Below are 24,981 nucleotides of genomic sequence, written 5' to 3' on the forward strand. Positions count from 1 at the left end.
CCCACCGCGTTCCGGCTCCCCGGTAGCCTGGCGATCATGTTCGTACTGGAATTGACCTACACCGCTCCCGTCGAGCGGGTCGACGCGCTGCTCGCGGCGCACATCGAGTGGCTCGACGCGCAGTACGCCGCCGGCGTTTTCATCGCCTCCGGGCGGAAGAACCCGCGCGACGGCGGTGTGATCCTCGCCGCCGGGGTCGACCGCACGGAGATCGAGAAGATCGCCGCGGCCGACCCCTTCAGCGTCGAGGGCGTCTGCGCGTACCGGATCACCGAGTTCTACGCGACCAAGACGGCCGACGCGCTCGCCCCGTACCGGGAACAGCTTCCTTCCTAGGGCCTGTCCGGCGGATCAGGGTCCAGGCTCCGCCGGCTCCGGCAGACTCCCTAGCCCCGTCCGAGGCGGGCGATCCTGCCCTTCTCTCCGGAGGCCCAGCACGCGCCGTCCCACGTGCAGTCGACCGTGTCGAACGAGCCGGCGTCGACCGTCCGCCAGGTGCGGCCGCCGTCCGTCGTCAGGTCCGTGCCCGTGGGGCCGACGGCGAGCGCGACCGTCCGGCTGTGCGGGAGCCAGGCGACACCCGAGCGGTACGCGGGCGGTGGGACGGAGGCGGCGCGCCAGCCGTGTCCGCCGTCGCCGGTGACCGCGGCCGCCCGTGGGGACGGCTGGTCCTTGCGGTAGTCGCCGCCCACCGCGATCCCGTGCGTACGGTCGCGGAACGCGAGGCCGAAGACACCGCGCGCCGGGTCGCCCGCCGGAATCGTGGATTCGGCGGCGGTCCAGGTCAGGCCCCGGTCGCCGGAGTGCAGCACGCGTGCCGTGGCTCCGCCGCCGGTCGCGAGCCAGACGTCCTTCGGCCCGGACGAGACCAGGCACTGGCCGCTCGCCGCGAACCCCGCCTCGCCGGGCAGCGCGGCCGGCATCCCGGCGTCCGGCAGCACCCCCCACGTACGGCCGCCGTCCCGCGTGGAGAGGATCCGGTACTTCCCGTCCACGGGATCGCTCATGGCCAGTCCGTGCCGGTGGTCGAAGAACGTCATGCAGTCGTAGAACGCCCGCGGATCGGTGTTACGGAAGGCCTCGGTCCAGGTCGCGCCGCCGTCGTCGGTGCGCAGCACCCGCGACGCCTCCCCCTCGCCGATCGCGAGGACCACCGCGCGCCGGGCGTCGAACGCCTCCACGTCCCGCAGCTCGAGCTCCGCCGCCCCGGGCGGCGAGACGTTCCGCCAGCTCCGCCCTCCGTCCGTCGTCCGCAGCACCGTCCCCTTCGAACCCGCGGCCCAGGCCGTACGACGGTCGACCGCCGCGAGCCCTCGGAAGCGGGCGTCGGTTCCGGTCTCGGTGAGCTGCCAGGACACCCCGTGCGACGCGCCCTGCGCCGGTCCCGCCGGAATCGCCACGGCCGCCAGGGCGAGCACCGCCCCGCTCAGGCCCACCGACAACATTCGTCTCGTCTTCCCCATGGACGTCATGGCGCCGGAAGCTAGCCCACCCCGGTGATCCCGTCCAGAGTGCGTCGTGCCGGCCTTCTTCCTAGGCTGGACGGCATGACCGACGAGAAGCCGAAGCTCAAGGAGTACGCGGGCGAAGGCATCACCGTCACCTTCGAACCGCGCCGATGTCTGCACGCGGCCGAGTGCGTGCGGGGTCTGCCGGCGGTCTTCGACCTGGAGAAGCGCCCCTGGGTCCGCCCCGACGGCGCCGACACCGCTCTGGTCGCCGAGGTCGTCCGCCGCTGCCCCTCCGGCGCGCTGCAGTACCACCCGGCCGACGGTTCCGCCGAGCCCCCGGACTCCCCCACGACCGTGCGCAGGAACGCGGCCGGACAGCTCGTGCTCCGCGGCGACCTCTCGGTCGCCGGCGAACAGGGCGTACGGCACGAGACGCGCGTGATGCTCTGCGGTTGCGGGGCGTCCGGGAACCAGCCGTACTGCGACCACTCGGGGCCCTGCGCCGCCCCGCCGACCGACGACCCGGTGGACCGCCCGGCCGAGTCGAGGTGAAACGCCCAGGTGAACGACGGTGACACAGCTCACGTCCTCCACCAGTGCACGTTCGGGCTCGATCGTTCGTCCTTCCTGGTGTCAGGGAGACGTCAGGAACCGAAGCCGCGCGACAGGAGCTGGCCTTGCCCACCGTCATCGAACAGGCCGTCCAGGCCCGTCTGGTCGCATCCGCTCCCCGGATGGAAACCGTCCCCGCCACACTGCGGTACGACCGTGAGGATCCCTTCGCGGTGAGCATGGCGTTCCCGCCGCCGGCGACGCTGGAGGGCGTCGAGGTGTCGTGGGCGTTCTCGCGCGAGCTGCTGACGGAGGGGGTGGACGGCCCGGCCGGGCTGGGAGACGTCCGCGTCCGTCCCTACGGCTACGACCGCACCGTCGTCGAGTTCCACGCGCCCGAGGGCGTGGCCGTGGTGCACGTCCGCACGTCCGAACTGCGGCACTTCCTCAAGCGGTCGCAGCACCTGGTGCCGATCGGCCGCGAGCACCAGTACCTGGACTGGGACCAGGATCTGGCCGAACTGCTCGACGACTACGCCTGAGCGGTCCTTCTCGGCCGTCCCGGGCACCGCCCGTAAATCGCTTGTCTCCCGCTCGACGCACGGCGTACCGTCCTGACCTGGCCCTGTTGTCGCCCGATCGGAGAAGGCCGTTGCTCGTCTGAGGTTTCGAGACACCGTGCCGCGCGTGCCCCTTGCCGCCGCGTGTGCCGTCTTCGACCTCGGCGTACGAGCTCTTGTGCCTGCCCGCGCCCCCGGTGTCTCACCCGTTGCCCCAGCCCACGCTCTTGCAACCGGGAGGCCCCCATGGCGACCCATCCCACGTTCATCACCTGCTCCTCCCTCTCCTTCTCCTGGCCCGACGGCACCGAGGTCCTCGACGACTTCCGGCTCGCGGTCGGTCCCGGCAGAACGGGCCTGATCGGCCTCAACGGATCGGGCAAGTCCACGCTCCTCAAGCTCGTCGCGGGTGAGCTGACGCCCACCGACGGCACGGTCCGTACGGTCGGCGAGGTCGGCTACCTCCCGCAGAACCTCTCGCTCGACACCACACTCCGGGTCGACGAGGCGCTCGGGATCGCCGCCACCCGCGCGGCGCTGCACGCCATCGAGGCGGGTGATCCTTCCGAGGAGAACTTCGCGGCCGTCGGCGACGACTGGGACGTGGAGGAGCGGGCCCGCGCCACGCTCGACCAGCTCGGGCTCGGGCACATCGGGCTCGACCGGACCATCGGCGAGGTGTCGGGCGGCGAGTCCGTCCTGCTGCGGCTCGCCGCGCTGCTGCTCGCCCGGCCCGACATCCTGCTGCTCGACGAGCCGACCAACAACCTCGACATGTACGCCCGTCGCCGGCTCTACGAAGCGGTGGACGCCTGGTCCGGGGTGCTCGTCGTGGTCAGCCACGACCGCGAACTCCTGGAGCGTGTCGACCAGATCGCCGATCTGCGGGACGGCGAGGTCGGGTGGTACGGCGGCGCCTACTCGGCGTACGAGGAGGCACTCGCCGCCGAACAGGAGGCGGCCGAACGGATGGTGCGGGTGGCCGAGGCCGACGTTCAGCGACAGAAGCGTGAACTCTCCGACGCCCAGCAGAAGTTGGCACGGCGCAAGCGCTACGCCCAGAAAAGCGCCGCGAACAAGGTGGTCCCGAAGATCGTGGCCAACAACCGTAAGAGCGAGGCCCAGGTGTCGGCGGGCAAGCACCGCGCCCTGCACTCCGAGCGGCTCGCCGAGGCGAGGGAGCGACTGGACGCCGCGGTGGAGGCGGTGCGGGACGACGACGAGATCCGGATCGAACTGCCGCGCACCACGGTCCATCCGGGCCGGGAGGTGCTGTCGCTGCGCGAGGTGGAGCTGCGCTACGGAGCCCGCGTGGGCGGCGAGTTCGAGCTGCGCGGACCGGAACGGATCGCGCTCGTGGGCCGGAACGGGGCCGGCAAGTCGACCTTGCTGCGGACGATCGCCGGTGAACTGGAGCCGCTGTCGGGCGAGGTGATGACGCATGTGCCGCTGCGCTTCCTGCCGCAGCGACTCGACGTCCTCGACGAGGAGCTCAGCCTGGTGGAGAACGTCGCCCGGTTCGCACCCTCGGCGACGGCGAACGCGATCAGGGCGCGGCTCGCACGGTTCCTCTTCCGGGGCGGGCGGGCCGATCAGGCCGCCGGGACGCTGTCGGGCGGGGAGCGGTTCCGGGCCACCTTGGCGGCGCTGCTGCTCGCCGAGCCCGCTCCACAGCTGCTGATGCTGGACGAGCCGACCAACAACCTGGACATCGCTTCCGTCCGGAAGCTGACGGCGGCGCTCGAGGCGTACGAGGGCGCGCTGATCGTGGCGAGCCACGATGTGCCGTTCCTGGAGTCGCTGGGGATCACCCGCTGGCTGCTGCTCGACGACGAGCTGCGGCCGACGACGCCGGAGGCGGTACTGGAGGGGGTGCCGGGGAACAAGACCGACCATCTGCTCTGAGTAGCCGTGATCGCGGAAGGCGGGGCACGCCGCGTGCGTGACCTGCCTCTCCGTCGACGCCCATCAGCAGCGCACATAACGGAACGTAACCGGACATCGCCGAGACGGGCTTGGCCGACGCCTTACGGAGCCTTAACCTACGGTCTCGTAACCTACGAATCCGTAGGTAATTCCGTATACCCTTCTCCGTCCCCAGGAGTCCCAGTGACGCTCACCTCTCCCCACCTCGGCAGCTCGACAGGGTGGACCGACGCGCGGCTGCTCTACGCGCTGGAAGAGGTGGTGGAGAAGGAGCTCAACCGGCACCTCAAGGTCACCAAGGACTGGATGCCGCACGAGTACGTGCCGTGGTCCGACGGCCGGAACTTCCCGGGCTTCTTCGAGGACGGCGAGGCCTGGGACCCGTCCCAGTCCAAGGTCACCGACATCGGCAAGATCGCCCTCGTGGTGAACCTGCTCACCGAGGACAACCTCCCCAGCTACCACCACGAGATCGCCAGCCTCTTCGGCCGCGACGGCGCCTGGGGCACCTGGGTGCACCGCTGGACCGCCGAGGAGGGCCGCCACGGCATCGTGATGCGCGACTACCTGCTGGCCTCGCGCGCGGTCGACCCGGACAAGCTGGAGCAGTTCCGGATGGCCCACATGAGCGAGGGCTTCGAGTCCGACAACCGGCACTCGATGCTGCACTCGGTCGCGTACGTCGCCTTCCAGGAGCTCGCCACCCGTATCTCGCACCGGAACACCGGCCACCAGTCCGGCGACCCGGTCTGCGACCGGATGCTGGCCCGTATCGCCACCGACGAGAACCTGCACATGGTCTTCTACCGCAACCTGCTGGGCGCGGCCTTCGAGATCGCCCCCGACCTGACCATGCAGGCCGTGCGGGACGTCGTCGTGAACTTCCGGATGCCCGGACACGGCATGCCCGGGTTCGAGCGGGCGGCGGCGCAGATGGCGATCGGCGAGATCTACAACATGCGCATCCACCACGACGACGTCCTGCAGCCGGTGCTCCGCTTCCTCAAGGTCCTCCAGATCGACGGCCTGGGCCCCGAGGGGCTGAAGGCCCAGGAGGAGCTGGGGCTCTACATGGCGGGCCTGGACAGCGAGGCCAGCAAGTTCGACGAGAAGCTCGCCGCCCGCAAGGCGCGGATGGCAGCCCGCGCGGAGGGCTGACCGGCCTCGCGCCGACCGGGCTGCGCCCACAGGGCGGGGCCGGTCGTCACCAGGCGGCTTCCCGGTAGTCCTTGAGGAAGGCTCCCGTGACGGGCTCCCCGGCCTCGCCACGCACGATCGGGTCGTAGATCCGGGCGGCGCCGTCGACGACGTCGAGCGGCGTCCGGATGCCCACGGCGGCGATCCGGGCCTTCCTGGGCGCCGGGTTCTCGTCCGTGATCCAGCCCGTGTCCACGCTGCACATGTGCACGCCCTGCTCGGCCAGCTCGCCGGCGCTGGTCCGCGTGAGCATGTTGAGGGCGGCCTTCGCCATGTTCGTATGGGGATGGCCGCCCGTCTTGTTCCGTACGGCGAAGCGCCCCTCGACGGCGGACACGTTCACGATGTAGCGGCGTGGACGCGGGGAGGCGAGCAGGAGCGGCAGCAGCCGGTCACAGAGCAGGGTCGGCGCGACGGCGTTGACGAGCTGGGCCTCCAGAAGCTCGGCGGCGTCGAGCTCGCCGAGCCGCACCGACCAGGAATTGTGGGCCGCGAGGTCGGGGAGCAGCCCGGCCTCGTCGGGCTGCGCGTCCGTTCGGACGACCTGGTCCGACTCCAGCGCGGCGAGGACGGGTACGGTCTCGGCGGTGTCGTAACCCGGCGCCGGAATGACACCTTCGGGGAGCGCCTCGCGCTCCCCCGCCGCGAGCAGGGCGTACGACTCCGGGGGCCGGCGTATCGTCTGCGCGGCGTTGTTGACGAGTATGTCCAGCGGCCGTCCCTCCGCACGCAGCCGCTCGCAGAGGCCGAGGACCTGGCGCGGGTCGCGCAGGTCGATGGCGACGACGGTGAGCCGCTCCAGCCACCGCTCACTGCCCTCGGCAGCGCGGAAGCGGCGCAGGGTGTCATGTGGGAATCGGCTGGTGACGAGCAGCTCGGCGCCGTCGCGGAGCATCATCAGCGCCAGCTGGAACCCGATCTTGACGCGGCCGCCGGTGAGCAGGACCCGGCGACCGCTGAGGTCGGTGCTCAGGGCGCGACGGGTGGTGTTGTCGGCGGCGCAGGGCGGACAGAGCCGGTGGTAGAAGGCGTCGGCCTGTCGATAGGACGACTTGCAGACATAGCAGTTGTGGCTCTTGAGGAACTCACCGGGCGACGTGCCCCCCGCGGCCGCCAGAGGGGCGTCCTCGCGTCGATCGAGAGCCCCGGTCGCGGTGCGCGCGGTAAGGGCGGCGTCGGCTGCGGCCTGCTCGGCACGGCGGGCCTTGCGCCGCTTGTTGCGGCTCTCGCGGGCGAAGGTGGCGGCGAGCTCCTCGCCGCGCATCCGGTGGGGGTCGCCGAGGGGCAGGCTGCGCAGCCTGGTGATGGTGCGCTCGAAGGCGGCGAGTTCCTGGTCCATGGGTCCTTGATCGTAGTGAGCGTGGACCAGGGTCGGCACCCGGTTATCGCCTCGGCCGGCACCGGTGGAACCGAGGTGGCGGGACCGGCCCGGCCCGGAACGGCCGGTGCCCGGACCTCACGTTCCGACGACCCGCACGGCTCACGCCTGCTGTCGCTTCAGCCGCACCCGTTCCTTCTCCGAGAGCCCGCCCCACACCCCGAACCGCTCGTCGTGGTCCAGGGCGTACTCCAGGCACTGCACCCGCCCCTCGCACGCCCCGCACAGCTGCTTCGCCTCGCGGGTGGAGGAACCGGGGGCCGGGAAGAAGAATTCGGGGCCCGCCTGGGCGCACAGGGCGTTCTCCTGCCAGGACATGTCGGGGGCCGGGGCGTTCAGTACGGCGGTGGTGTCGGTCTGCATGGCGGACACGTTGCCCCGTGGCCGTAAACGGCCCATCAACGTTCGATCAATGCGGCGCGCCGAGCGCTTCGACGCCTCCTTGCGCGGCGCGCCCGGGGGTCGGTGCGCCTTGACCTCAGCTGTCGTCCTTCTTCGCCCGGCTCGGCTGCACGCGCTTCGGTTCCCCCGGCATCTTCGGGTACTCCGGCGGGTACGGCAGGTCGCCGAGGCCGTGGTCCGCCTCGTCGCGGCGGGCCAGTTCCAGGAGGCTCTCCAGACTGAAGCGTTCGTCGTCCATGCCGGCGTGGACGTCGCCCAGCTCGGCGTAGCGGACCGGCATCGTCCTGATGTCGAAGTCCAGGGGCGTCGCGTCGTCGATCTCGTCCCAGTTCAGCGGGGCGGAGACCGGGGCATGGGGGCGGGGCCGCACGGAGTAGGCGGAGGCGATCGTGCGGTCGCGGGCCGTCTGGTTGTAGTCGACGAAGATCTTCTCGCCGCGCTCCTCCTTCCACCATTTGATCGTCACCTGATCCGGCATCCGCCGTTCCAGCTCGCGGCCGCACGCGATGGCCGCGCGGCGGACCTGGGTGAAGTTCCAGTTCGGCTCGATCGGGACGAAGACGTGCAGGCCGCGCCCGCCCGAGGTCTTGGGCCAGCCCCGCAGCCCGTGCTCGTCGAGCACGGCGCGCAGCTCGTGCGCGGCGCGTACCGCGTCGGAGTAGTCCGTACCCGGCTGCGGGTCGAGGTCGATGCGCAGCTCGTCGGGATGGTCGGTGTCCTCGCGCCGTACCGGCCAGGGGTGGAAGGTGACCGCGCCGAGGTTGGCGGCCCACAGCACGGCCGCGGGCTCGGTCGGGCACATCTCGTCGGCGGACCGGCCGCTGGGGAAGGTGATGTGCGCGGTGGGGATCCACTCCGGGAGGTACTTGGGGGCGCGCTTCTGGAAGAAGGACTCGCCCGTCACCCCGTCGGGGTAACGCTCCAGGGTCGTGGGACGGTTGCGCAGCGCACGCGTGATGCCGTCCCCGACCGCCAGGTAGTAGCTGACCATGTCGAGCTTGGTGTAGCCGGGTTCGGGGAAGTACACCTTGTCCGGATTGGACACGCGTACGGTCCGCTCGCCGACTTCCAGTTCCACCGCTGCCGCCTTGCTCGCCATGCGAGCCAGCGTAGAGCTCGCCGACATTCCCCGCATACCGGACAATCAGTCCATGGATCTGCCGGTGATGCCGCCCGTGAAGCCGATGCTGGCCAAGGCCGTGAAGAAGATCCCCCCAGGGATGCAGTACGAGGCGAAATGGGACGGCTTCCGCGCCATCGTGCACCGCGACGGGCCGGACCTCGTCATCGGCAGCCGTACGGGCAAGCCGCTGACCCGCTACTTCCCCGAACTGGTCGAGGCTCTGCTGCCCCGGCTCCCCCAGCGCTGCGTGGTCGACGGCGAGATCGTGATCGAGCACGGCGGGCGGCTCGACTTCGACCGGCTCACCGAGCGCATCCACCCCGCCGACTCACGGGTGCGGATGCTGGCCGAGAAGACCCCCGCCCGGTTCATCGCCTTCGACCTGCTCGCCCTCGGCGACGAGTCCCTCCTCGACACCCCGCTCACCGACCGCCGGGCCGCCCTGGAGGAAGCCCTGCGCGGGGTCGACGCCCCGGTCCACCTGGCACCTGCGACGACGGACCCGGAGGTCGCGGCGCGCTGGTTCGAGCAGTACGAAGGCGCGGGGCTGGACGGCGTGATCGCGAAACCGCTGGATCTGCCGTACCGGCCGGACGCCCGCCTGATGTACAAGATCAAGCACGAGCGGACCGCCGACGTGGTCGTGGCCGGGTACCGCTTCCACAAGAGCGGGCCCGTGGTCGGCTCCCTGCTGCTCGGGCTGTACGACGACGGCGGCACCCTTCAGCACGTCGGGGTCTGCGCCGCCTTCACCGCCAAGCGCCGCGAGGAGCTGGTCACCGAGCTGGAGCCGCTGCGGATGGACCCGCCGGACGGCCACCCGTGGGCGGCCTGGGCCGAGGAGGCCGCGCACGCGGGGGCGCGGCTGCCGGGCGCGCCGAGCCGCTGGTCGGGGAAGAAGGACCTCTCCTGGGTGGCGCTGCGACCGGAACGGGTCTGCGAGGTCGGCTACGACCACATGGAGGGCGACCGGTTCCGGCACACGGCCCAGTTCAAGCGGTGGCGGCCGGACCGCGCGCCGGAGTCCTGCGGGTACACGCAGCTGGAGGAGCCGGTCTCGTACGACCTCTCCGAGGTGCTGGCGTAGCCGGCAGCGGTACGACGCCTCAGCGGTACAGCGCCTCGATCTCCGCCGCGTACGCCGCCGCCACCGCGTGCCGTTTGACCTTGAGCGACGGCGTGAGCATCCCGTTCTCCTCGCTGAACTCCCCCGGCACGATGCGGAACCTGCGGATCGACTCGGCACGGGAGACGGCCTGGTTGGTGTAGTCGACGGCCTTCTGGATGTCGGCGATCAGCTCCGGGTCCTCGCAGAGCGCGGCCATCGAGGTGTCCCCGGGCCGCTTCCGTACGGCCAGCCAGTGCTGGACCGCCTCGGGGTCGAGGGTGACGATCGCCGCGATGTACGGGCGGTTGTCGCCGACGACCAGACACTGCCCCACCGGCGGACGGCTGCGCAGCCGGTCCTCGAGGACGGCCGGGGGAACGTTCTTGCCGCCCGAAGTGATCAGGATGTCCTTCTTGCGGCCGGTGATGACGAGATAGCCGTCGTCGTCGAGGGCACCGAGGTCGCCGGTGGCGAACCAGCCGTCCCGCAGCACCTCCTCGGTGGCGTCGGGGTTGTTCCAGTACGCGGCGAAGACGATGCCGCCCTTGATCAGCACTTCCCCGTCGTCGGCGATGCGGATCGCGATGCCGGGGACGGGCCGTCCGACGGTGCCGGGCCGGGGCCTCAGGGGCGGGGTGACGGTGGCGGCCGCGGTCGTCTCGGTGAGGCCGTACCCCTCGTAGACGAGCACCCCGGCGGCGTAGAAGAAGAGGCTGAGGCGGCGGTCGAGCGGGGAGCCGCCGCTGATGGCGTACCGCAGATTCCCGCCGAGCTCCTTGCGGATGCGCCGGTAGACGAGGAGGTCGTACAGGGCCCAGCCGGCCGTCAGCCCGAGTCCGGGGCGGCGGCCCTCGTCCAGGAGGCGGCTCAGCGCGGCCTCGCCGAACCGTACGGCGATGGAGTCGGCGCGGTCGAAGGACGAACCGCGGCCGAGCTTCTCGGCGGTGGCGCGCCCGGTGTCGTGGATCTTCTCGAAGAGGTAGGGCACGCCGACGACGAAGGTGGGCCTGAACCGCCGTAGTTCGGGCCGCAGTTCATCGGGCTTGATGCTGGGGAAGTGACCGATCTCGATACGGGCCATGAGGCAGGCGATCTGGATGGCGCGTCCGAGGATATGGGCGAGCGGCAGGAAGAGCAGCGTCGAGGCCGCCTGACCGGTGACCTCTTTGAAGACCGGGTGCAGCAGCTCCACGGTGCCGGCCGCTTCGGCGTGAAGATTGCCGTGGGTGAGGACACAGCCCTTGGGGCGGCCGGTGGTCCCGGAGGTGTAGCAGACGGTGGCGACGGTGTCCGGTGTGAGCGATCCGCGGCGTTTGGCCACCTCCTCGTCGGGCAACTCCGTTCCGACTCCGGCCAGTTCCTCCACTCCACCGGAGGCGATCTCCCAGCTCCGGACCGGTTCGGAGAGCGTCGCGGCCGCTTCGAGGAGCGCGGCCGTGTGCTCGGCGGTCTCGGTGACGGCATGGCGGGCGCCGGAGTCCTGGAGGATCCAGGCGATCTGTTCGGCCGAGGAGGTGGGGTAGACGGGGACGGTCTGCCCGCCGGCCGCCCAGATGGCGAAGTCGAGCACGCACCATTCGTAACTCGTGCGCGCCATGAGCACGACCCGCCCGCCGGGCTCCACCCCCGCGGCGATCAGCCCCTTCGCGGCGGCCCGGACGTCACCGGCGAACTCGGCCGCGGTGACGGACTGCCAACTCCCCCGCCGCTCACGGCGTATGACGACCGCGCCGGGATCCTCCGCGGCGTTGACGAAGGGGATGTCCGCGGGCGTACCGGTGGGCGGCGGCCCGTCCGGGAGGGGTGTACGCGCCTCGCGCACGACACCGTTCTCGCGCACGAGCTCGACCGGGAAGCGGTCGAGGAGGGCGCTGCGCCTCTTGGCCTGCTTCAGATCCTTGCGTACGCCCATGGCGGGCTCCTGTTCGCGGCATGCGGGCGGGGAGTGACCGGTTCTCTGGACTTACCGAACAGTCAACTTACCCGCGCGTAACGCGTTTTCAACCGCCCTCGCATGTTCTCCCGTAAACCACTTCGGCCCGCCACGGCGCCACCGAGCGACCGAATCCGGGGTGAGATGCTTCACATTCCTGCTTCGACAATCCGCCACCGGGCAGGGATTCTCGATTCTGCATTCGACGGACACCCGAGCGATTCGGGGCGGCGGTCTCCTGGTGAAGATCGCACCGCGCGCCGTACACCTGCGAGAACGTTCCGCGCCGTCGCCCTGGGCCCTCGGAGCGGGGCGCACATCCGCTCCGTACGCCCGGCCGAGCGGCCTTCCGGCCGTTGCCGCACGGAGACATCCCCGTCGACGAACCCGGAAGCACATCCTGTACGTATGGAGGGGGAGACCCCTCCCCGACACCGGACCCCCACAAGGACTGACCCGTGATCACCTCGCCCTCGCCCCTCGTCCCCGTACCGATCCCCGACCGTGTGGCCGCGATGATCGGTTCCTGTCTGCCGCTGCACGTCCTTCAGGCGGAGGTCGACGCCGACTGCGCGGCGCGCGAGGTGCTCCGGTTCCGTGGGCCGCTGTGCGCCGAGGACCACGCGGACCGCGAGCACGCCCTGTCCACGCTAGCCCGGGCCAACAAGGTGCTGGCGAAGCATCACCCGCTGCTGCCGGTGCTGCCGCGCTAGCACCACCCGGCTGCCGGCGGCACCCCCGCCCCGCATCACCCACTGACGGCGGGCGCTGCCCCGCCGGCGCCACCCGCTGACGGCTGGCACTGCTCCGTCGGCATCACCCGCTGACGGCCCTGCTGCCCCGCCGGCACACCACACCCTGCTGCCCGCGCGCTCCGCCGGCACTCCACCGGCAGACGGCCCCTACTCCGTTCGGGGCGCCGCCCCGCCGCCGCACCGGTTCGGCCGTCCCCCACATGCGGGCGGCCCCACCCGGTGTGAGGCTGCGAGAGTGACCACCACCAGCGAAGCCGCGCCCGCGCCCCCGGCCGCCGGGCCCCCCGTGCTCGACAGTCGCCGTCGCAACATCGTCTTCGGCACGATCATGCTGGGTGTACTTCTCGCCGCGCTGGACCAGACGATCGTCGGCACCGCGCTGCCGACCATCGTCTCGGACCTCGGTGGCGCCGCGCACATGTCCTGGGTGGTCACCGCCTACCTCCTGGCCGAGACGGTCGCCACCGTGCTCGTCGGCAAGTTCGGTGACCTGTTCGGGCGCAAGGTGATCTTCCAGATCTCCGCGATCATCTTCATCACCGGCTCGTTCCTCTGCGGCCTCGCCACCAACATGACCCTGCTGATCGTCTGGCGCGGACTGCAGGGCATCGGCGCCGGCGGTCTGATGGTCACCTCGATGGCGCTGATCGCCGATGTGATCCCGCTACGGGAGCGCGGCAAGTACCAGGGCGCGATCGGCGCCGTCTTCGGCGTCTCCACCGTCATCGGCCCGCTGCTCGGCGGGCTCTTCACCGACCATCTGACCTGGCGCTGGGCGTTCTACGTCAACGTCCCGATCGCGATCCTGGTGGTGATCGCCGCCGCCCGAACGATCCCCTCCGTACGCTCCGCGAGCAAGCCGATCATCGACTACGCGGGCATCGCGCTGGTCGCGGCGGGCTCCAGCGCCCTGATCCTGGCGACCAGTTGGGGTGGCAACGAGTACGCCTGGACGTCCGGCGTCATCATCGGTCTCTTCGCCGGCGGGCTGATCGCGCTCGCGCTGTTCTGCTGGGTGGAGACCCGGGCCGCCGAACCGATGCTGCCCATGCGGCTCTTCGCCAATCCGGTGTTCACCGTCTGCTCCGTGCTGAGCTTCGTCGTCGGCTTCGCCATGCTCGGTTCGATGACGTTCCTGCCCACCTACCTGCAGTACGTCGACGGTGACTCGGCCACCGTCTCAGGCATCCGCACGCTGCCGATGGTCATCGGTCTGCTGATCGCGTCGATCTACAGCGGCAATGTGGTGAGCAAGACGGGCTCCTACCGGATCTTCCCCATCGTGGGCTGTCTGGTGATGGGGGTCGGCCTCTTCCTCCTGTCCCTGATGGGCACGGGGACGAGCGCCTGGCTGGAGTCGCTGTACATGTTCGTGCTCGGCGTCGGCATCGGTCTGTGCATGCAGGTGCTCACCATCGCCGTGCAGAACACCGTGGAGTACGCCGATCTCGGCACCGCCACCTCGGGCGTCACCTTCTTCCGTACGCTGGGAAGCTCCTTCGGCACCGCCGTCTTCGGCACGATCTACACCAACTCCCTGGAGCCCAACCTGGCCCGGGGGATCCGCGAGGCCGTCGCGATCGCCGGACCCGGCCAGGACCCGGCGGCGATCGCCACGGCCGCGACCAGCCCGTCCGGCGTCCACGGGCTGCCGGACGACGTGGCGGCGCCGATCGTGCAGGCGTACGCGGACACCCTGCACACCGTCTTCCTCTGGACGGTGCCGGTCGCCGCGATCGGCTTCGTCGTGGCGCTGTTCCTGAAGCAGGTGAAGCTCCGGGACACGGCCCGGGCCTCGGCACCCGACATGGGCGAGGGCTTCGGCTCCCCCACCACCGCCGGCGACTCGGCCAAACTGCTCGAACTCTCCGTCGGAAGGATCCTGCGGAAGACGGACTTCGAGACCGCCCGCCGGATCGTCGCCGACTCCGACACCCGGCTCGACACGGCGGGCGCGTGGGCCGTGATGCAGGTGGAGCTCTACACCCGGATCGTCGGGCACGCGAGCCTCGGGCTCGTCTCGGCCGGCCGGCGGGTGCCTCCGGAAGTCCTGCTCCCGGTCTTCGACCGCATGGTCGACGAGGGGTTCCTGACCCGCGACGGCAATCTCCTCTCGCACACCCCGGCGGGTAAGCGGGAGGCCGAGGTCATCACGCACGCCTGGGGCGACTGGCTCAGCGGCCAGGTCGAGCGGGAGCGCGGGCGGCCGAGCGGGCCCGAGCTGCGGGCGGCGACCGACGCCATCGCGAAGAAGCTGATCGCCGAGGATCTGGCGACCGGGCTGCCGAGGGGCAGGCGGGAACTGGAGGGCGCTACTCGATGAACTCCCCGTCGACATAGACCCAGGCGCCTTCGTGGCGGGCGAAGCGGCTGCGCTCGTGGAGCGCACCGGGGGCGCCGCCGTGGGTGTAGGAGGCGACGAACGTGACCGTTCCGGCCTGGTGGAAGGCCGAGCCGTCGCCGGTGTCCCGGATCTCGAGGCCGGTCCAGCGCATCGCGGAATCGAAGTCGACCTCGGACGGCCGGGTCTGCGGGGCCCAGGTGCGCAGCAGATAGGCCTCGTCGCGGACGACGAAGGCGCTGTAGCGGGAGCGCATGAGCAGTTCGGCGGTGGGCGCGGCGGCCGATCCGGAGTGGAAGCGTCCGCAGCAGTCGCCGTAGGAGGCGGTCAGTCCGCAGGGGCACGGCGAGTCCGTGGTGATGCGGGGGGACGGGGGGTTCTTGCGCGTGGTGCGTCGGGCCATGGGGCCATTGTGTCCTGCGCCCCCTAGGGGGCGGGATCGAGCCATGTGCGCGGGGCGGCTCGCGCGACTCTTCCGGGGGCAGGGGGGCGACCGTATGCTCCTGCGCCGGACGTGATGGTTACCGCCGGTAAAGGGGTCGGGGCATGGATCGTACGGACGAGAGCGCAGGGAGCAACGGGAGTTCGCGCCGGGCCTTCGTGGCGGGCGCCGCGGCCGTCACCGGGGCGGTCGCCGTCGGAGCCCTGCCGGCGACCGCGGCGCGGGCCGCCGAGGCGGGAGAAGCCGGGCCCGGGGCGGCGGCGCCCCACTCCGTCGCCGTCCTCGGCGGTGGCGTCGCCGGCCTCACCGCCGCCCACGAACTGGCCGAACGAGGCTTCCGCGTCACCGTCTACGAGCGCCGGGCGCTCGGTGGCAAGGCCCGCTCGATGGATGTGCCGGACAGCGCGCGCGGTGCCCGGCAACCGCTCCCCGCCGAGCACGGCTTCCGCTTCATCCCCGGGATCTACCACAACCTCCCCGACACGATGCGGCGCATTCCCTTCCCCGGGAACGCCAACGGCGTCTGGGACAACCTCGTCGCCCCGGCCGAGATGGCCTTCGCCCGCACCGGCCGCGAGGACCTGCGCATCCCGCTGCCGTGGCCCGGGCACCGGCCCGCCGAGCTCACCCTCGACGAGATCCGCCGCGCCCTGACCGCCCTCCTGGAGACCGCTCGCTCCATCCCCCTCCACGAGGCCGCCTACTTCGTCAACCGGTTCCTCGTCTTCCTCACCAGCTGCGACGAGCGGCGCGACCGGACCTGGGAGGCGACGCCCTGGTGGGAGTTCCTGCGGGCCGAGCGGATGAGCTACGACTACCAGCGCATCCTCGCCGTCGGACTCACCCGCAACATCGTGGCGACCAAGGCCGAGGAGGCCAGCACCCGCACGGTCGCCACTCTCCTGGAGGCCTTCGCCTTCAACGCGCTCGGGCGCGGCGCGGACGGGCCCCTCGACCGGATCCTCGACCTGCCCACGAACGAGGCGTGGATCGACCCCTGGGTGACCCATCTGACCGGCCTGGGCGTGGAGTTCCGTATCGGCTGGACCGTACGGGAGATGGCGTACGACTCCGCCGCCGGGCGGATCTCCGCCGCCGTGATCGAGGACCCACAGGGGGTGCGCCGCTCGGTGACGGCCGACCACTACGTCTCCGCGATGCCGGTGGAGCACGCGCGACGCACCTGGGGAGCCGCGCTGCGGGCGGCGGATCCTCAACTGGCGCGCTGCGACCGGCTGGAGACGGACTGGATGACGGGCATCCAGTTCTATCTGACCGAGCGGGCCCCGCTCCTCGCGGGCCATGCCAACCTGATCGACTCCCCCTGGTCCCTGACGTGCATCCAGCAGGCCCACCACTGGCCGACGCGTGACTTTCCCGCCGACTACGGCGACGGGTCGGTCGTCGACTGTCTCTCGGTGGACGTCTCGGAGTGGGACCGGCCGGGGATCCTCTACGGCAAGACGGCCAAGCAGTGCACCCGGGCCGAGGTCGCGCGCGAGGTGTGGGCGCAACTGAAGGCCGGGTTCAACGACACCGGCCGTACGGTGCTGAAGGACGGCGCCCTGCACTCCTGGTTCCTGGACCCGGGCGTGGACGGCCTCGGCACCCCGAACCCGACCAACGACGACCAGCTCCTGATCCACCCGGTCGGCACCTTCCACAACCGCCCGCAGGCCGCGACGAAGGTCCCGAACTTCTATCTGGCCGGCGACTACGTGGCCGTCGACATCGACCTCGCCACCATGGAGGGCGCCAACGCCTCCGCCCGGCAGGCCGTGAACGCGCTGCTCGACCGTACGGGTTCGACGGCCGCACGCTGCACGGTCCAGCCTCTGTTCCGCGCACCCGAGCTGGAGTCGCTCAAGCGGCACGACCGGCTGCGGTACCGGCTCGGCCTGCGCAACGCGCTCGACGTGGGGTGAGCCGGCGAACCCCTCAGGGGCGGTAGCGCAGCGGATGGTCCTCGGGGACCTCGACGACGACGATCTCGACGCCGTCGGGGTCCGCGACCCACATCTCGACCAGCCCCCAGGGCTCGGTCACCGGCTCCCGCAGGATCTCGACGTCACGGCCGAGGAGCTCCTGGTGCACCGCCCGGACATCCGCCACCTGGAGCCAGATGCGCAGCCGGGACGGGACCTCGGTCGGGGCGGCGCGACCCGAGACCTCCAGGAAGCCCCCGCCCAGGAAGTAGACGGTGCCCCGGTCGGGTCCGGTGCCGAACTCGCGGTACACCGTGAGCCCGATCAGGTCTCCGTAGAAGCGGCGGGTGCGGTCGGGATCGGTGGGCCGGAGCAGAATCCGGCTGCTCAGTACGTGCACAGCAGTAGCGTACGACCATGAAACTGACGATTCTCGGAGGCGGCGGATTCCGGGTCCCGCTCGTGTACGGCGCCCTGCTCGCGGACCACGCCGAGGGGCGGGTCACCCACGTGACGCTGCACGACCTCGACGGCGCACGGCTCTCGGCGATCGCCCGTGTCCTCGCCGAGCAGGGCGCGGGGGTGCCGGACGCCCCTTCGGTGACGGCGACCACGGATCTGGACGAGGCGCTGCGCGGAGCGGACTTCGTCTTCTCGGCGATCCGGGTCGGCGGTCTGGAGGGTCGGGCGGCGGACGAGCGGATCGCGCTGGCCGAGGGCGTTCTCGGCCAGGAGACGGTGGGCGCGGGCGGGATCGCGTACGGGCTGCGGACGGTACCGGTCGCCGTGCACATCGCGCGACGGGTCGCCGAACTCGCCCCGGACGCCTGGGTCATCAACTTCACCAACCCGGCCGGTCTGGTGACGGAGGCCATGTCCCGGGTGCTCGGCGACCGCGTCGTCGGCATCTGCGACTCCCCCGTCGGCCTCGGCCGTCGGGTCGCCCGGGTCCTCGGCGCGCATCCGGACGAGGCGTGGATCGACTACGTCGGTCTCAACCATCTCGGCTGGCTGCGCGGCCTGCGGGTCGCCGGCCGCGACGAGCTCCCTCGGCTGCTGGCGGACGAGCAGGCGCTCGGCTCCTTCGAGGAGGGCCGGCTCTTCGGCCCCGAGTGGCTGCGCTCGCTGGGCGCGATCCCCAACGAGTATCTGCACTACTACTACTTCAACCGCGAGGCCGTCCGCGCCTATCAGCAGGCCGAGCGGACCCGTGGCGCCTACCTCCGCGACCAACAGGCCGGATTCTACGAGGAGATGGGCAAGCCCGACACGCCTCCGCTGGCCACCTGGCATCGGACGCTCGCCGACCGGGAGGCGACGTACATGGCCGCCAACCGGGAGGCCGCCGGGATCGGCGACCGCGACGAGGAGGATCTCGAGTCGGGCGGCTACGAGAAGGTGGCCCTGGCGCTGATGCGGGCGATCGCGCGCAACGAGCGGGCCACGCTGATCCTCAACGTCCGTAACGGCAGCACCCTTTCGGTTCTCGACGCGGACGCGGTGATCGAGGTGCCGTGCTTCGTGGACGCGGCCGGCGCCCATCCGGTGTCCGTGGCGCCGCTGCCGTACCACGCGGTGGGTCTGGTGACGGCGGTCAAGGCCGTCGAGCGCGAGGTGCTGGCGGCGGCGGAGAGCGGATCACGGGCCACGGCGGTGAAGGCGTTCGCACTGCATCCGCTGGTCGACTCGGTGTCCGTGGCCCGCCGGCTGGTCGACGGCTACACCGCCGGTCACGCGGAACTGGCCTACCTACGAAGCTGAAACGACTGTCCGACGAACATCTTTACGCCCCTGGGGGCGCGGCATACGCTCGCGCCCCATGGACTCACCTGGGATACGTCGCACACGTCTGAGAAGGGCGCTGGTCCGTCTCACCGCGGGCTGTCTGATGACCGCCGGTCTGGTGGGAGCGGGACCGGCGGCCGCCGACTCGTCCGGGGCCGTCGACGACGTCGTCGACACGGCGACCGTCGTTCCCGTACAGACCACAGGTCCCGCCGACAAGCGCTTCAACCTGGTCGTGATGGGCGACGGCTACACCGCCGAGGAGATGCCGGCGTTCCGGGCGGACGTCGAGAAGCACATGAACGTGCTGTGGAGCATCGAACCCTTCGCCTCGTACCGCTCGTACATCAACGTCTGGGCGGTGGAGGTCCCTTCGCCGGAGTCGGGCGTGGACTGCGACCCGGGGCTCGACGCGCCCCGGCGTGACACCCCGCTGAACATGGGCTTCTGGGGCGGCTGCAATCCGGGCAGTGTGCAGCGGCTGCTCACGGTCGACAGCGGGAGGGCGGCGTCCCTCGCCGACCTCGTCCCGGGCACGAGCGGCGCCAACCGGCAGATCGTGGCGCTGGCCCACAGCGACACGTACGGCGGCGCGGGCGGCAGTTATGCCACAGCGTCCGGCGGCAACGCGCTCTCCTCGCTGATCACCCCGCACGAGATCGGCCACTCGCTCGGCAAGCTCCAGGACGAGTACGACTACTACGCGCGCGGGGTCGCCGGCGGTCCGTACTCCGGCCCCGAGCCGACCTCGGCTCACCACACCCTGCTGACCGAGGAGCAGATGCGTGAGCAGCGCGCCAAGTGGTGGCGCTGGCTGGGCGAGCGGAGCGATGCGGGCGGTGTCATCGGCCGTTTCGAGGGCGGGCTCTACAGCACCAAGGGCGTCTGGCGGCCGAGCAAGCACTCGATCATGAAGACGCTCGGCTACGACTTCGACCAGGTCGAACGCGAGGTGATGGTCCAGGCGATCTCGGCGAAGGTGAACCTCGTGCAGCGGCACACGCCCAACACGGCGCCGATCGGGGCCGACCGGACGGTCTGGGTGGACACCCTGCACCCGCTGGGCGGTGAACTCTCCGTGGTGTGGCGGCTGGACGGCCGGACGATCGGGATCGGCGACACCCGGACCGTCGACCTGCGCCGCATGCACCTCTCCCCCGGGAATCACACCCTGACGGCGACGGTCAGCGACCCGACCCCGTTCGTCCGCGACCCCGCGGTCCGCGGTTCGGCCGCCCTGACCCGTACGGTGAGCTGGACGGTGAACCGCGCGTCGACCACACCCGAGGACGAGGTCGAGGCGGCGTTCACCGGCCACACGCCGACGACGTCGCCCGTCGGCGCGCGCTCGGTCGTCCACGCCGACACCACCCACCCGACGCGCGACACCCTCGCCGTCCGCTGGCGACTGGACGGCCGGACGGTCGACAACCCGGGCAACGACCGTGATCTGGACCTGCGTTCCCTGCGCCTCACCCCCGGCACCCACACGCTGACGGCCAGGATCCCTGGCAGTGACGCCGAGTTGAGGTGGACGGTGGACGCCCGTCCGGCGACGGGAGCGTACGAGCTGTCCGAGCCGCTGCGCACCGTGAGCCGGCCAGGCCGCCCGATCGAGTACGTCTACGACGGCGAGTTCACGATGAAACTGACCGCCAGGGACGATCAACCGGGCACCGTGGTCAGCCAGTTCCGGGTGGACGGCGACGGCTGGTACACGTACTACGGCTGGCCGACCGACGCCGACGCGCCGTTCCGCTTCTCGCCGAGCGGCACGGTCATCGACGATCTCGTCTACGGCAAGCTGGGCAGAAGCCGGGCGGTCCCGTGGGACGACGCGACGCCGGACTACGGGACGCACACGGTCGAGTACCGCTCGATGGACGCGGCGGGCAATGTGAGCGCGGCGAAGTCGTTCCTGGTGACGCTGGTCGAGCCGCGCGGCTGACGGACGCGCGGCGCCGGCCGACGCGTGGAGGCGCGCGGCCGACGGGACGCCGACCGACGTACGGAGGCGCGCGCGGCGGACCACGTACCGACCTACCTACGGAGGCCCGCGGACCATCGGGTCCGCCCACCGACGTACGGAGGCCCGTGGACCGGACGGTCCGCGGGCCTCGATGCCTACCGGCCGTCCGTCAGGCCTTGCGGCCGACCGCGGCCCAGCCCGGGATGGGGTCGTCGCCCTGGACCGGGACGGCCTCGCCCAGCTCCGGGTGCCACTCGGCGGTGAGCGAGACACCGGGATCGACCAGCTCGAGACCGTCGAAGAACGCGGCCAGCTCGTCCCGGGAGCGCGGCCGCAGAGTCAGCCCGCGAGCCTTGTACATGCCGACGGCCTTCGCCGCGCCCTCCGGGTCGAAGTCCCCCGTGACATGCGAGAGGACGACGTAGCTGCCCGGCGCGAGCTTGTCGACGAGCTTGCCGACCAGGTCGTAGGCCCCGTCCTCGTCCCCGACGAAGTGCAGCAGGGCGAGCATCGACAGGGCTATGGGCTTGCCGAAGTCAAGGACCTTTCCGGCCCTTTCGAGGATGAGTTCAGGGTCGCGGGCATCCGCCTGGATGTACTCGGTGGCCCCTTCGGGCGTCGAGCGCAGCAGGGCGGCCGCGTGCGCGAGCACGATCGGGTCGTTGTCGCAGTAGACGATCCGGGAGTCCGGCGCGGCCTCCTGGGCGATCTGGTGCAGGTTGGGCTCGGTGGGGATGCCCGTACCGATGTCCAGGTACTGCCGTACGCCGTGGGCGCTGAGCCAGCGTATGGCGCGGTGCATGAACGCACGGTTGACCCGCGCCATGTCCCGGCCCCGCGCGTCGACGGTGAGCAGTTGCCTGGCCATCTCCTCGTCGACCGGGTAGTTGTCCTTGCCGCCCAGGAACCAGTCGTACATCCGCGCGGGATGCGGCTTGCTGGTGTCGATCCGTACGGCTGCGGGGTCCTGGCTCATCGAGGCTCCTGGTCGGCGGAGAGAACTACGGGTATGAGAGCAAGAGTTACGCGACGGTAGGGGTGTGACGGAAGGGGTCAGGTGAGCAGAAAGTCGGCCTGACCGGATTTCGCTCCTTGGATGAAGGCGGCGATCTCTCCGTGGGTATAGATGAGCGCGGGTCCCTCAGGGTCTGCGGACTGTCGCACGGCGACTCTGCCGTCGGCCAGCTTCATGGCCTCCACGCAGTTGCCCCCGTTCCCGCCGCTCCACGGCTTGTGCCATCCCTCGGCACCGAGATCCGCGGCGGGCATGCCGTTGTATATGCGATCCATTCACAGCTCCTTGCGGAGATCCCGGAGGATCCTCTTCGTGCGTTGTGCAGTCGCGGCCTGGGCCGCCATGCGGTCCATGACCTCGAGATGAGAGGCCACCTCGGGGCGCGCGTCGAGATAGACGGCGCCGGTGAGGTACTCGCTGTAGACCATGTCCGGGAGTTCGGGCACGGCGAAGCGAAAAAGGACGAACGGTCCGTAGGTGCCGGGGTGGTGGCCGGACGCGAACTCCGCGATCTGCAGGGTGACGTTCGGCAGCTCGGACGCTTCGAGCAGCCGGTCGAGCTGGTCGCGCATCACTTCGGGCCCGTCGCCGACCGGTCGGCGGAGGACGGTCTCGTCCATGATCACCCAGAACTTCGGGGCGTCTTCCCTGGTCAGCAGGGACTGCCGCTCCATCCGCAGGGCTACATGACGTTCTGTCTCCTCGGCGTTCCCGGCACTGCTACCGCCGACGGCCCCGCTGCGCAGGATGGCGCGGGCGTATCCCTCGGTCTGCAGGAGACCGGGGACGAACTGCGGTTCGTAGGCCCGGATGAGGGCGGCCGCCCCCTCCAGGCTGACGTACATGGAGAACCAGCCGGGCAGCACGTCGTGGAACCGCTGCCACCAGCCGGGGAGATTGGCCTCCTCGGCGAGGGCGACGAAGCCCTCCGCCTCGGAGTCGGTGATGCCGTACGCCTTCAGCAGGAGCTGGACGTACGGGATCTTCAGCGCGACTTCCGCCGTTTCCATGCGTCGGATGGTGGCCGGAGCGACCCGGAGGACCTTGGCGGCCTCCTCCCGCTTCAGGCCGGCCCGCTCGCGCAGATCCTGCAGACGCTTGCCGAGAACGACCTGTCCCACCGTGGGGGCGGACCGCGGCTCGCTCACTCTCAGACCTCCCCGACGCACTGTTTTGGTTGAGTGTGCCATGAGCAGGGCCAGAGAGAACACAGCACTCTGCAATTTTCAGAGTGCCACTTGCCAAGTGTCCTCGACGGGAGCAGAGTATTCCGGTGAACCAGTACGTGCTGCTGCCGCGCGCCGCCACGGGGGCGACGTGCGGCACTGCTTACCCACTGTTGTGAGGACCGGTCGTGGCTTCTGGTAACGCGCTCCCCTCAGGTCTAGCGACCCCTCGCGTCATGACCCAGCGCCCACGAACCGACGTCTCCCGTCCCGGCCTCCGCCCCGATGTCCGCCGGTTCGCCTTCGAACTGCCGGCCCGCACGTCTTCCGTGTCGCGCGCCCGCAGACTGGCGGAGGAGCGGCTCATCCTCTGGGGCTGCGATCCGGAGATCCGCGACACGGTGACACTGATCGTCTCCGAGCTCGTCACCAACGCCGTCGTGCACACCGCGAGCACCCATGTCATCTGCGAACTGCGCGAGGGCGAAGAGCAGTTGCGCATAGCGGTACGGGACGAGGGCGGCGCGGGCGATCCGCGGATACGGGACTGCGGCGAGGAGGAGCGAGGGCGCGGACTGATGCTCGTGGACGGACTGTGCAGCGCGTGGGGTGCGGACCGTACGGGTCATGGAACGGCGCGGGTCGTCTGGGCCGAGCTGGCCCACGGCATGGGGCACACGTGCTGAGGTCGATGGCGACGCTCCTGACGCCGAGGTCGCGCAGGAGCACGGGGGACGACTCGACCCGTCTGGTCGTGCCACCGGGCTTCCGTACCGCTCTGGGCTGCGACGCGGTGGGCGTGCCGGCGCGCTACGGCTTCCGGATCCTGTCCCGGCTGCCCGCCAAGGGCTGTGTCTACGCGGACACCGACTGGTGGTGGTGGCTGGTCCCGACCGGCTCGGACCTGGAGCTGACCTGGCCGATGCCGGCCTGCTACGCCCCCGGCGCGGAGATCCCGGACCGCCGCCCCCGCCTGATCCACCGCCCCGACGGCACGTCGCCGTACACCCCGCCGATCCCCCTGTATCTGCTGGCCTGCCAGCTGACGGGAACCGCTCCTTCCTGGACCCTCTTTCCCACGCAGAGTGACGGCGTAATGTCGGAGCATGTTCACCCCTCAGGGCCCGACCGTCCGTGAGCTGGCCGTCCAGGCCCTCTCTTCGGTGGAGCACGGCTACGACCTGCTGGCGAAGAAGTTCGACGAGACCCCGTTCCGCACCCCGGACCGCGTCCTGGACCCGGTGACGGAGACCCTGCGCCCCCTGGGCCCCTTCGACAGGGGCCTCGACCTCTGCTGCGGCACCGGCGCGGGCCTCTCCGTCCTGCGATCCCTGTGCACAGGCCGCGTCACGGGCGTGGACTTCAGTACGGGCATGCTGACCGAGGCCCGCCGCGCCCATCCGAAGGCCACCCTGATCCGCGCGGACACCCTGGCCCTCCCCTTCGCGCCGGCCTTCGACCTGGCGGTCAGCTTCGGCGCCTTCGGCCACTTCCTCCCGGCGGAGCAGTCGAGACTCTTCGCGCAGACCCACGCCTCCCTCCGCCCGGGCGGCCTCCTCGCCTTCCCCCTCCCGGCACCTCCACGGGTCGGCTCGCGTCCGTACTGGACCCTGCTGGGCTTCGACGCGACGATGCGCGTACGGAACGCGCTGTGGCGCCCGCCCTTCGTCATGTACTACCGCACGTTCCGCCTGGCGGACGTGAGCGAGCGGCTGACGGGGGCGGGGTTCGAGGTGTCGCTGCTGCCGATCGAGGCGCTGGGGCGACGGGAGGACGGCAGCCCGCGATGCAGGCTGGTGGTGGCGCGGAAGCCGTAGCTCGCTTCGGGGAGCCGACGGACAACGACGAAGGCGGGTCGCGGCTCTTCAGCCACGACCCGCCTTCATATTTCTCCGGTGTCCGAGGGGGGACTTGAACCCCCACGCCCGATAAAGGGCACTAGCACCTCAAGCT

At 70.9% G+C, this 24,981-nt stretch carries 24 protein-coding genes; 14 read left to right on the plus strand and 10 right to left on the minus strand.

Features of this window, described 5'->3' with window-relative positions; all coding sequences use genetic code 11:
* Positions 1-36 precede the first annotated feature (36 nt).
* Positions 37-336, plus strand: coding sequence for a YciI family protein (locus ACFC0D_RS15655; protein WP_376435247.1), 300 nt, complete (start codon positions 37-39; stop codon positions 334-336).
* A gap of 50 nt (positions 337-386) precedes the next feature.
* Here ACFC0D_RS15655 and ACFC0D_RS15660 read toward each other — a convergent pair whose 3' ends face one another.
* On the minus strand, positions 387-1,472 hold the full coding sequence (locus ACFC0D_RS15660) for an oxidoreductase (protein WP_376435250.1): 1,086 nt from the start codon (positions 1,470-1,472) through the stop codon (positions 387-389).
* 75 nt (positions 1,473-1,547) lie between these two features.
* On the opposite strand from ACFC0D_RS15660, the gene ACFC0D_RS15665 reads away from it, so the two are divergent.
* The 4 genes from ACFC0D_RS15665 to ACFC0D_RS15680 all read left to right on the plus strand — a co-directional run bounded on the left by ACFC0D_RS15665 (position 1,548) and on the right by ACFC0D_RS15680 (position 5,647).
* The gene (locus tag ACFC0D_RS15665) at positions 1,548-2,003 is read left to right on the plus strand and encodes a (4Fe-4S)-binding protein (RefSeq protein ID WP_376435254.1); all 456 of its coding nucleotides are present in this window, start codon (positions 1,548-1,550) and stop codon (positions 2,001-2,003) included.
* Between the two features lie 125 nt (positions 2,004-2,128).
* Positions 2,129-2,545 carry an SsgA family sporulation/cell division regulator gene (locus tag ACFC0D_RS15670; RefSeq protein WP_376435256.1) on the plus strand — a complete coding sequence of 139 codons (417 nt, stop codon included), beginning with the start codon at positions 2,129-2,131 and terminating at the stop codon, positions 2,543-2,545.
* Between the two features lie 264 nt (positions 2,546-2,809).
* Positions 2,810-4,468 (plus strand): ABC-F family ATP-binding cassette domain-containing protein, encoded by a 1,659-nt coding sequence (locus tag ACFC0D_RS15675; protein ID WP_376435258.1) that lies wholly within the window; start codon positions 2,810-2,812, stop codon positions 4,466-4,468.
* Between the two features lie 204 nt (positions 4,469-4,672).
* On the plus strand, positions 4,673-5,647 hold the full coding sequence (locus ACFC0D_RS15680; protein WP_376435262.1) for an acyl-ACP desaturase: 975 nt from the start codon (positions 4,673-4,675) through the stop codon (positions 5,645-5,647).
* Between the two features lie 46 nt (positions 5,648-5,693).
* On the opposite strand, the gene ACFC0D_RS15685 is transcribed toward ACFC0D_RS15680, so the two are convergent.
* From ACFC0D_RS15685 to ligD, 3 genes are all read right to left on the minus strand, one after another.
* On the minus strand, positions 5,694-7,025 hold the full coding sequence (locus tag ACFC0D_RS15685; protein WP_376435265.1) for an SDR family NAD(P)-dependent oxidoreductase: 1,332 nt from the start codon (positions 7,023-7,025) through the stop codon (positions 5,694-5,696).
* A 141-nt stretch (positions 7,026-7,166) separates the two neighbouring features.
* Positions 7,167-7,427 (minus strand): WhiB family transcriptional regulator, encoded by a 261-nt coding sequence (locus ACFC0D_RS15690; RefSeq protein ID WP_376435268.1) that lies wholly within the window; start codon positions 7,425-7,427, stop codon positions 7,167-7,169.
* 115 nt (positions 7,428-7,542) lie between these two features.
* Positions 7,543-8,565 carry a non-homologous end-joining DNA ligase gene (gene ligD / locus ACFC0D_RS15695; RefSeq protein ID WP_376435271.1) on the minus strand — a complete coding sequence of 341 codons (1,023 nt, stop codon included), beginning with the start codon at positions 8,563-8,565 and terminating at the stop codon, positions 7,543-7,545.
* 52 nt (positions 8,566-8,617) lie between these two features.
* Here ligD and ACFC0D_RS15700 point away from each other — a divergent pair, with 52 nt between their 5' ends.
* Positions 8,618-9,676, plus strand: a complete 1,059-nt coding sequence (locus tag ACFC0D_RS15700; RefSeq protein WP_376435274.1) for an ATP-dependent DNA ligase — start codon at positions 8,618-8,620, stop codon at positions 9,674-9,676.
* A 19-nt stretch (positions 9,677-9,695) separates the two neighbouring features.
* Here ACFC0D_RS15700 and ACFC0D_RS15705 read toward each other — a convergent pair whose 3' ends face one another.
* Entirely contained in the window at positions 9,696-11,609 is a 1,914-nt protein-coding gene (locus ACFC0D_RS15705; RefSeq protein ID WP_376435277.1) for an AMP-dependent synthetase/ligase, read from the minus strand.
* A 536-nt stretch (positions 11,610-12,145) separates the two neighbouring features.
* On the opposite strand from ACFC0D_RS15705, the gene ACFC0D_RS15710 reads away from it, so the two are divergent.
* Together ACFC0D_RS15710 and ACFC0D_RS15715 are read left to right on the plus strand one after the other, a co-directional pair.
* Positions 12,146-12,343 (plus strand): hypothetical protein, encoded by a 198-nt coding sequence (locus tag ACFC0D_RS15710; protein WP_376435313.1) that lies wholly within the window; start codon positions 12,146-12,148, stop codon positions 12,341-12,343.
* Between the two features lie 277 nt (positions 12,344-12,620).
* On the plus strand, positions 12,621-14,708 hold the full coding sequence (locus ACFC0D_RS15715; protein ID WP_376435280.1) for an MDR family MFS transporter: 2,088 nt from the start codon (positions 12,621-12,623) through the stop codon (positions 14,706-14,708).
* Here the strand turns inward: ACFC0D_RS15715 and ACFC0D_RS15720 are convergent.
* Positions 14,698-15,129 carry a YchJ family protein gene (locus ACFC0D_RS15720; protein WP_376435282.1) on the minus strand — a complete coding sequence of 144 codons (432 nt, stop codon included), beginning with the start codon at positions 15,127-15,129 and terminating at the stop codon, positions 14,698-14,700. The two genes, ACFC0D_RS15715 and ACFC0D_RS15720, sit on opposite strands and share 11 nt — an antisense overlap.
* 143 nt (positions 15,130-15,272) lie before the next feature.
* On the opposite strand from ACFC0D_RS15720, the gene ACFC0D_RS15725 reads away from it, so the two are divergent.
* The gene (locus tag ACFC0D_RS15725) at positions 15,273-17,093 is read left to right on the plus strand and encodes an FAD-dependent oxidoreductase (protein ID WP_376435285.1); all 1,821 of its coding nucleotides are present in this window, start codon (positions 15,273-15,275) and stop codon (positions 17,091-17,093) included.
* Between the two features lie 13 nt (positions 17,094-17,106).
* Here ACFC0D_RS15725 and ACFC0D_RS15730 read toward each other — a convergent pair whose 3' ends face one another.
* Positions 17,107-17,493 (minus strand): VOC family protein, encoded by a 387-nt coding sequence (locus ACFC0D_RS15730; RefSeq protein ID WP_376435287.1) that lies wholly within the window; start codon positions 17,491-17,493, stop codon positions 17,107-17,109.
* Between the two features lie 17 nt (positions 17,494-17,510).
* On the opposite strand from ACFC0D_RS15730, the gene ACFC0D_RS15735 reads away from it, so the two are divergent.
* Entirely contained in the window at positions 17,511-18,854 is a 1,344-nt protein-coding gene (locus ACFC0D_RS15735) for a 6-phospho-beta-glucosidase (protein WP_376435289.1), read from the plus strand.
* Between the two features lie 58 nt (positions 18,855-18,912).
* Entirely contained in the window at positions 18,913-20,826 is a 1,914-nt protein-coding gene (locus ACFC0D_RS15740) for a M64 family metallopeptidase (protein ID WP_376435292.1), read from the plus strand.
* A 190-nt stretch (positions 20,827-21,016) separates the two neighbouring features.
* Here the strand turns inward: ACFC0D_RS15740 and ACFC0D_RS15745 are convergent, their stop codons facing one another.
* The 3 genes from ACFC0D_RS15745 to ACFC0D_RS15755 all read right to left on the minus strand — a co-directional run bounded on the left by ACFC0D_RS15745 (position 21,017) and on the right by ACFC0D_RS15755 (position 23,010).
* Positions 21,017-21,823, minus strand: coding sequence for an SAM-dependent methyltransferase (locus ACFC0D_RS15745; RefSeq protein ID WP_376435294.1), 807 nt, complete (start codon positions 21,821-21,823; stop codon positions 21,017-21,019).
* Between the two features lie 77 nt (positions 21,824-21,900).
* Positions 21,901-22,137: a DUF397 domain-containing protein gene (locus ACFC0D_RS15750; RefSeq protein WP_137992288.1), complete on the minus strand. Its 237-nt coding sequence runs from the start codon at positions 22,135-22,137 to the stop codon at positions 21,901-21,903.
* A complete protein-coding gene (locus ACFC0D_RS15755; RefSeq protein ID WP_376435297.1) occupies positions 22,138-23,010 on the minus strand; it encodes a helix-turn-helix domain-containing protein in 873 nt (290 codons plus the stop codon).
* 254 nt (positions 23,011-23,264) lie between these two features.
* On the opposite strand from ACFC0D_RS15755, the gene ACFC0D_RS15760 reads away from it, so the two are divergent.
* The 3 genes from ACFC0D_RS15760 to ACFC0D_RS15770 are packed head-to-tail and all read left to right on the plus strand — an operon-like array spanning position 23,265 to position 24,845.
* The gene (locus ACFC0D_RS15760) at positions 23,265-23,714 is read left to right on the plus strand and encodes an ATP-binding protein (RefSeq protein WP_329113818.1); all 450 of its coding nucleotides are present in this window, start codon (positions 23,265-23,267) and stop codon (positions 23,712-23,714) included.
* A gap of 5 nt (positions 23,715-23,719) precedes the next feature.
* A complete protein-coding gene (locus ACFC0D_RS15765) occupies positions 23,720-24,166 on the plus strand; it encodes a hypothetical protein (RefSeq protein ID WP_376435300.1) in 447 nt (148 codons plus the stop codon).
* Positions 24,135-24,845: a class I SAM-dependent DNA methyltransferase gene (locus tag ACFC0D_RS15770; protein WP_376435304.1), complete on the plus strand. Its 711-nt coding sequence runs from the start codon at positions 24,135-24,137 to the stop codon at positions 24,843-24,845. The genes ACFC0D_RS15765 and ACFC0D_RS15770 overlap by 32 nt, the downstream gene beginning before the upstream one ends.
* Positions 24,846-24,981 lie beyond the last annotated feature (136 nt).

Source organism: Streptomyces sp. NPDC056222, from assembly GCF_042264065.1.
Lineage (GTDB): Bacteria > Actinomycetota > Actinomycetes > Streptomycetales > Streptomycetaceae > Streptomyces.

What these genes read in the sequence shown, in the direction of transcription:
- ACFC0D_RS15655 (WP_376435247.1), top strand. Translation starts at nt 37, where the DNA reads ATGTTCGTACTGGAATTGACCTACACCGCTCCCGTCGAGCGGGTCGAC.
- ACFC0D_RS15660 (WP_376435250.1), bottom strand. Translation starts at nt 1,472, where the DNA reads ATGACGTCCATGGGGAAGACGAGACGAATGTTGTCGGTGGGCCTGAGC.
- ACFC0D_RS15665 (WP_376435254.1), top strand. Translation starts at nt 1,548, where the DNA reads ATGACCGACGAGAAGCCGAAGCTCAAGGAGTACGCGGGCGAAGGCATC.
- ACFC0D_RS15675 (WP_376435258.1), top strand. Translation starts at nt 2,810, where the DNA reads ATGGCGACCCATCCCACGTTCATCACCTGCTCCTCCCTCTCCTTCTCC.
- ACFC0D_RS15685 (WP_376435265.1), bottom strand. Translation starts at nt 7,025, where the DNA reads ATGGACCAGGAACTCGCCGCCTTCGAGCGCACCATCACCAGGCTGCGC.
- ACFC0D_RS15690 (WP_376435268.1), bottom strand. Translation starts at nt 7,427, where the DNA reads ATGCAGACCGACACCACCGCCGTACTGAACGCCCCGGCCCCCGACATG.
- ligD (WP_376435271.1), bottom strand. Translation starts at nt 8,565, where the DNA reads ATGGCGAGCAAGGCGGCAGCGGTGGAACTGGAAGTCGGCGAGCGGACC.
- ACFC0D_RS15700 (WP_376435274.1), top strand. Translation starts at nt 8,618, where the DNA reads ATGGATCTGCCGGTGATGCCGCCCGTGAAGCCGATGCTGGCCAAGGCC.
- ACFC0D_RS15705 (WP_376435277.1), bottom strand. Translation starts at nt 11,609, where the DNA reads ATGGGCGTACGCAAGGATCTGAAGCAGGCCAAGAGGCGCAGCGCCCTC.
- ACFC0D_RS15710 (WP_376435313.1), top strand. Translation starts at nt 12,146, where the DNA reads ATGATCGGTTCCTGTCTGCCGCTGCACGTCCTTCAGGCGGAGGTCGAC.
- ACFC0D_RS15720 (WP_376435282.1), bottom strand. Translation starts at nt 15,129, where the DNA reads ATGGCCCGACGCACCACGCGCAAGAACCCCCCGTCCCCCCGCATCACC.
- ACFC0D_RS15725 (WP_376435285.1), top strand. Translation starts at nt 15,273, where the DNA reads ATGGATCGTACGGACGAGAGCGCAGGGAGCAACGGGAGTTCGCGCCGG.
- ACFC0D_RS15735 (WP_376435289.1), top strand. Translation starts at nt 17,511, where the DNA reads ATGAAACTGACGATTCTCGGAGGCGGCGGATTCCGGGTCCCGCTCGTG.
- ACFC0D_RS15740 (WP_376435292.1), top strand. Translation starts at nt 18,913, where the DNA reads ATGGACTCACCTGGGATACGTCGCACACGTCTGAGAAGGGCGCTGGTC.
- ACFC0D_RS15745 (WP_376435294.1), bottom strand. Translation starts at nt 21,823, where the DNA reads ATGAGCCAGGACCCCGCAGCCGTACGGATCGACACCAGCAAGCCGCAT.
- ACFC0D_RS15750 (WP_137992288.1), bottom strand. Translation starts at nt 22,137, where the DNA reads ATGGATCGCATATACAACGGCATGCCCGCCGCGGATCTCGGTGCCGAG.
- ACFC0D_RS15760 (WP_329113818.1), top strand. Translation starts at nt 23,265, where the DNA reads ATGACCCAGCGCCCACGAACCGACGTCTCCCGTCCCGGCCTCCGCCCC.
- ACFC0D_RS15765 (WP_376435300.1), top strand. Translation starts at nt 23,720, where the DNA reads ATGGCGACGCTCCTGACGCCGAGGTCGCGCAGGAGCACGGGGGACGAC.
- ACFC0D_RS15770 (WP_376435304.1), top strand. Translation starts at nt 24,135, where the DNA reads ATGTTCACCCCTCAGGGCCCGACCGTCCGTGAGCTGGCCGTCCAGGCC.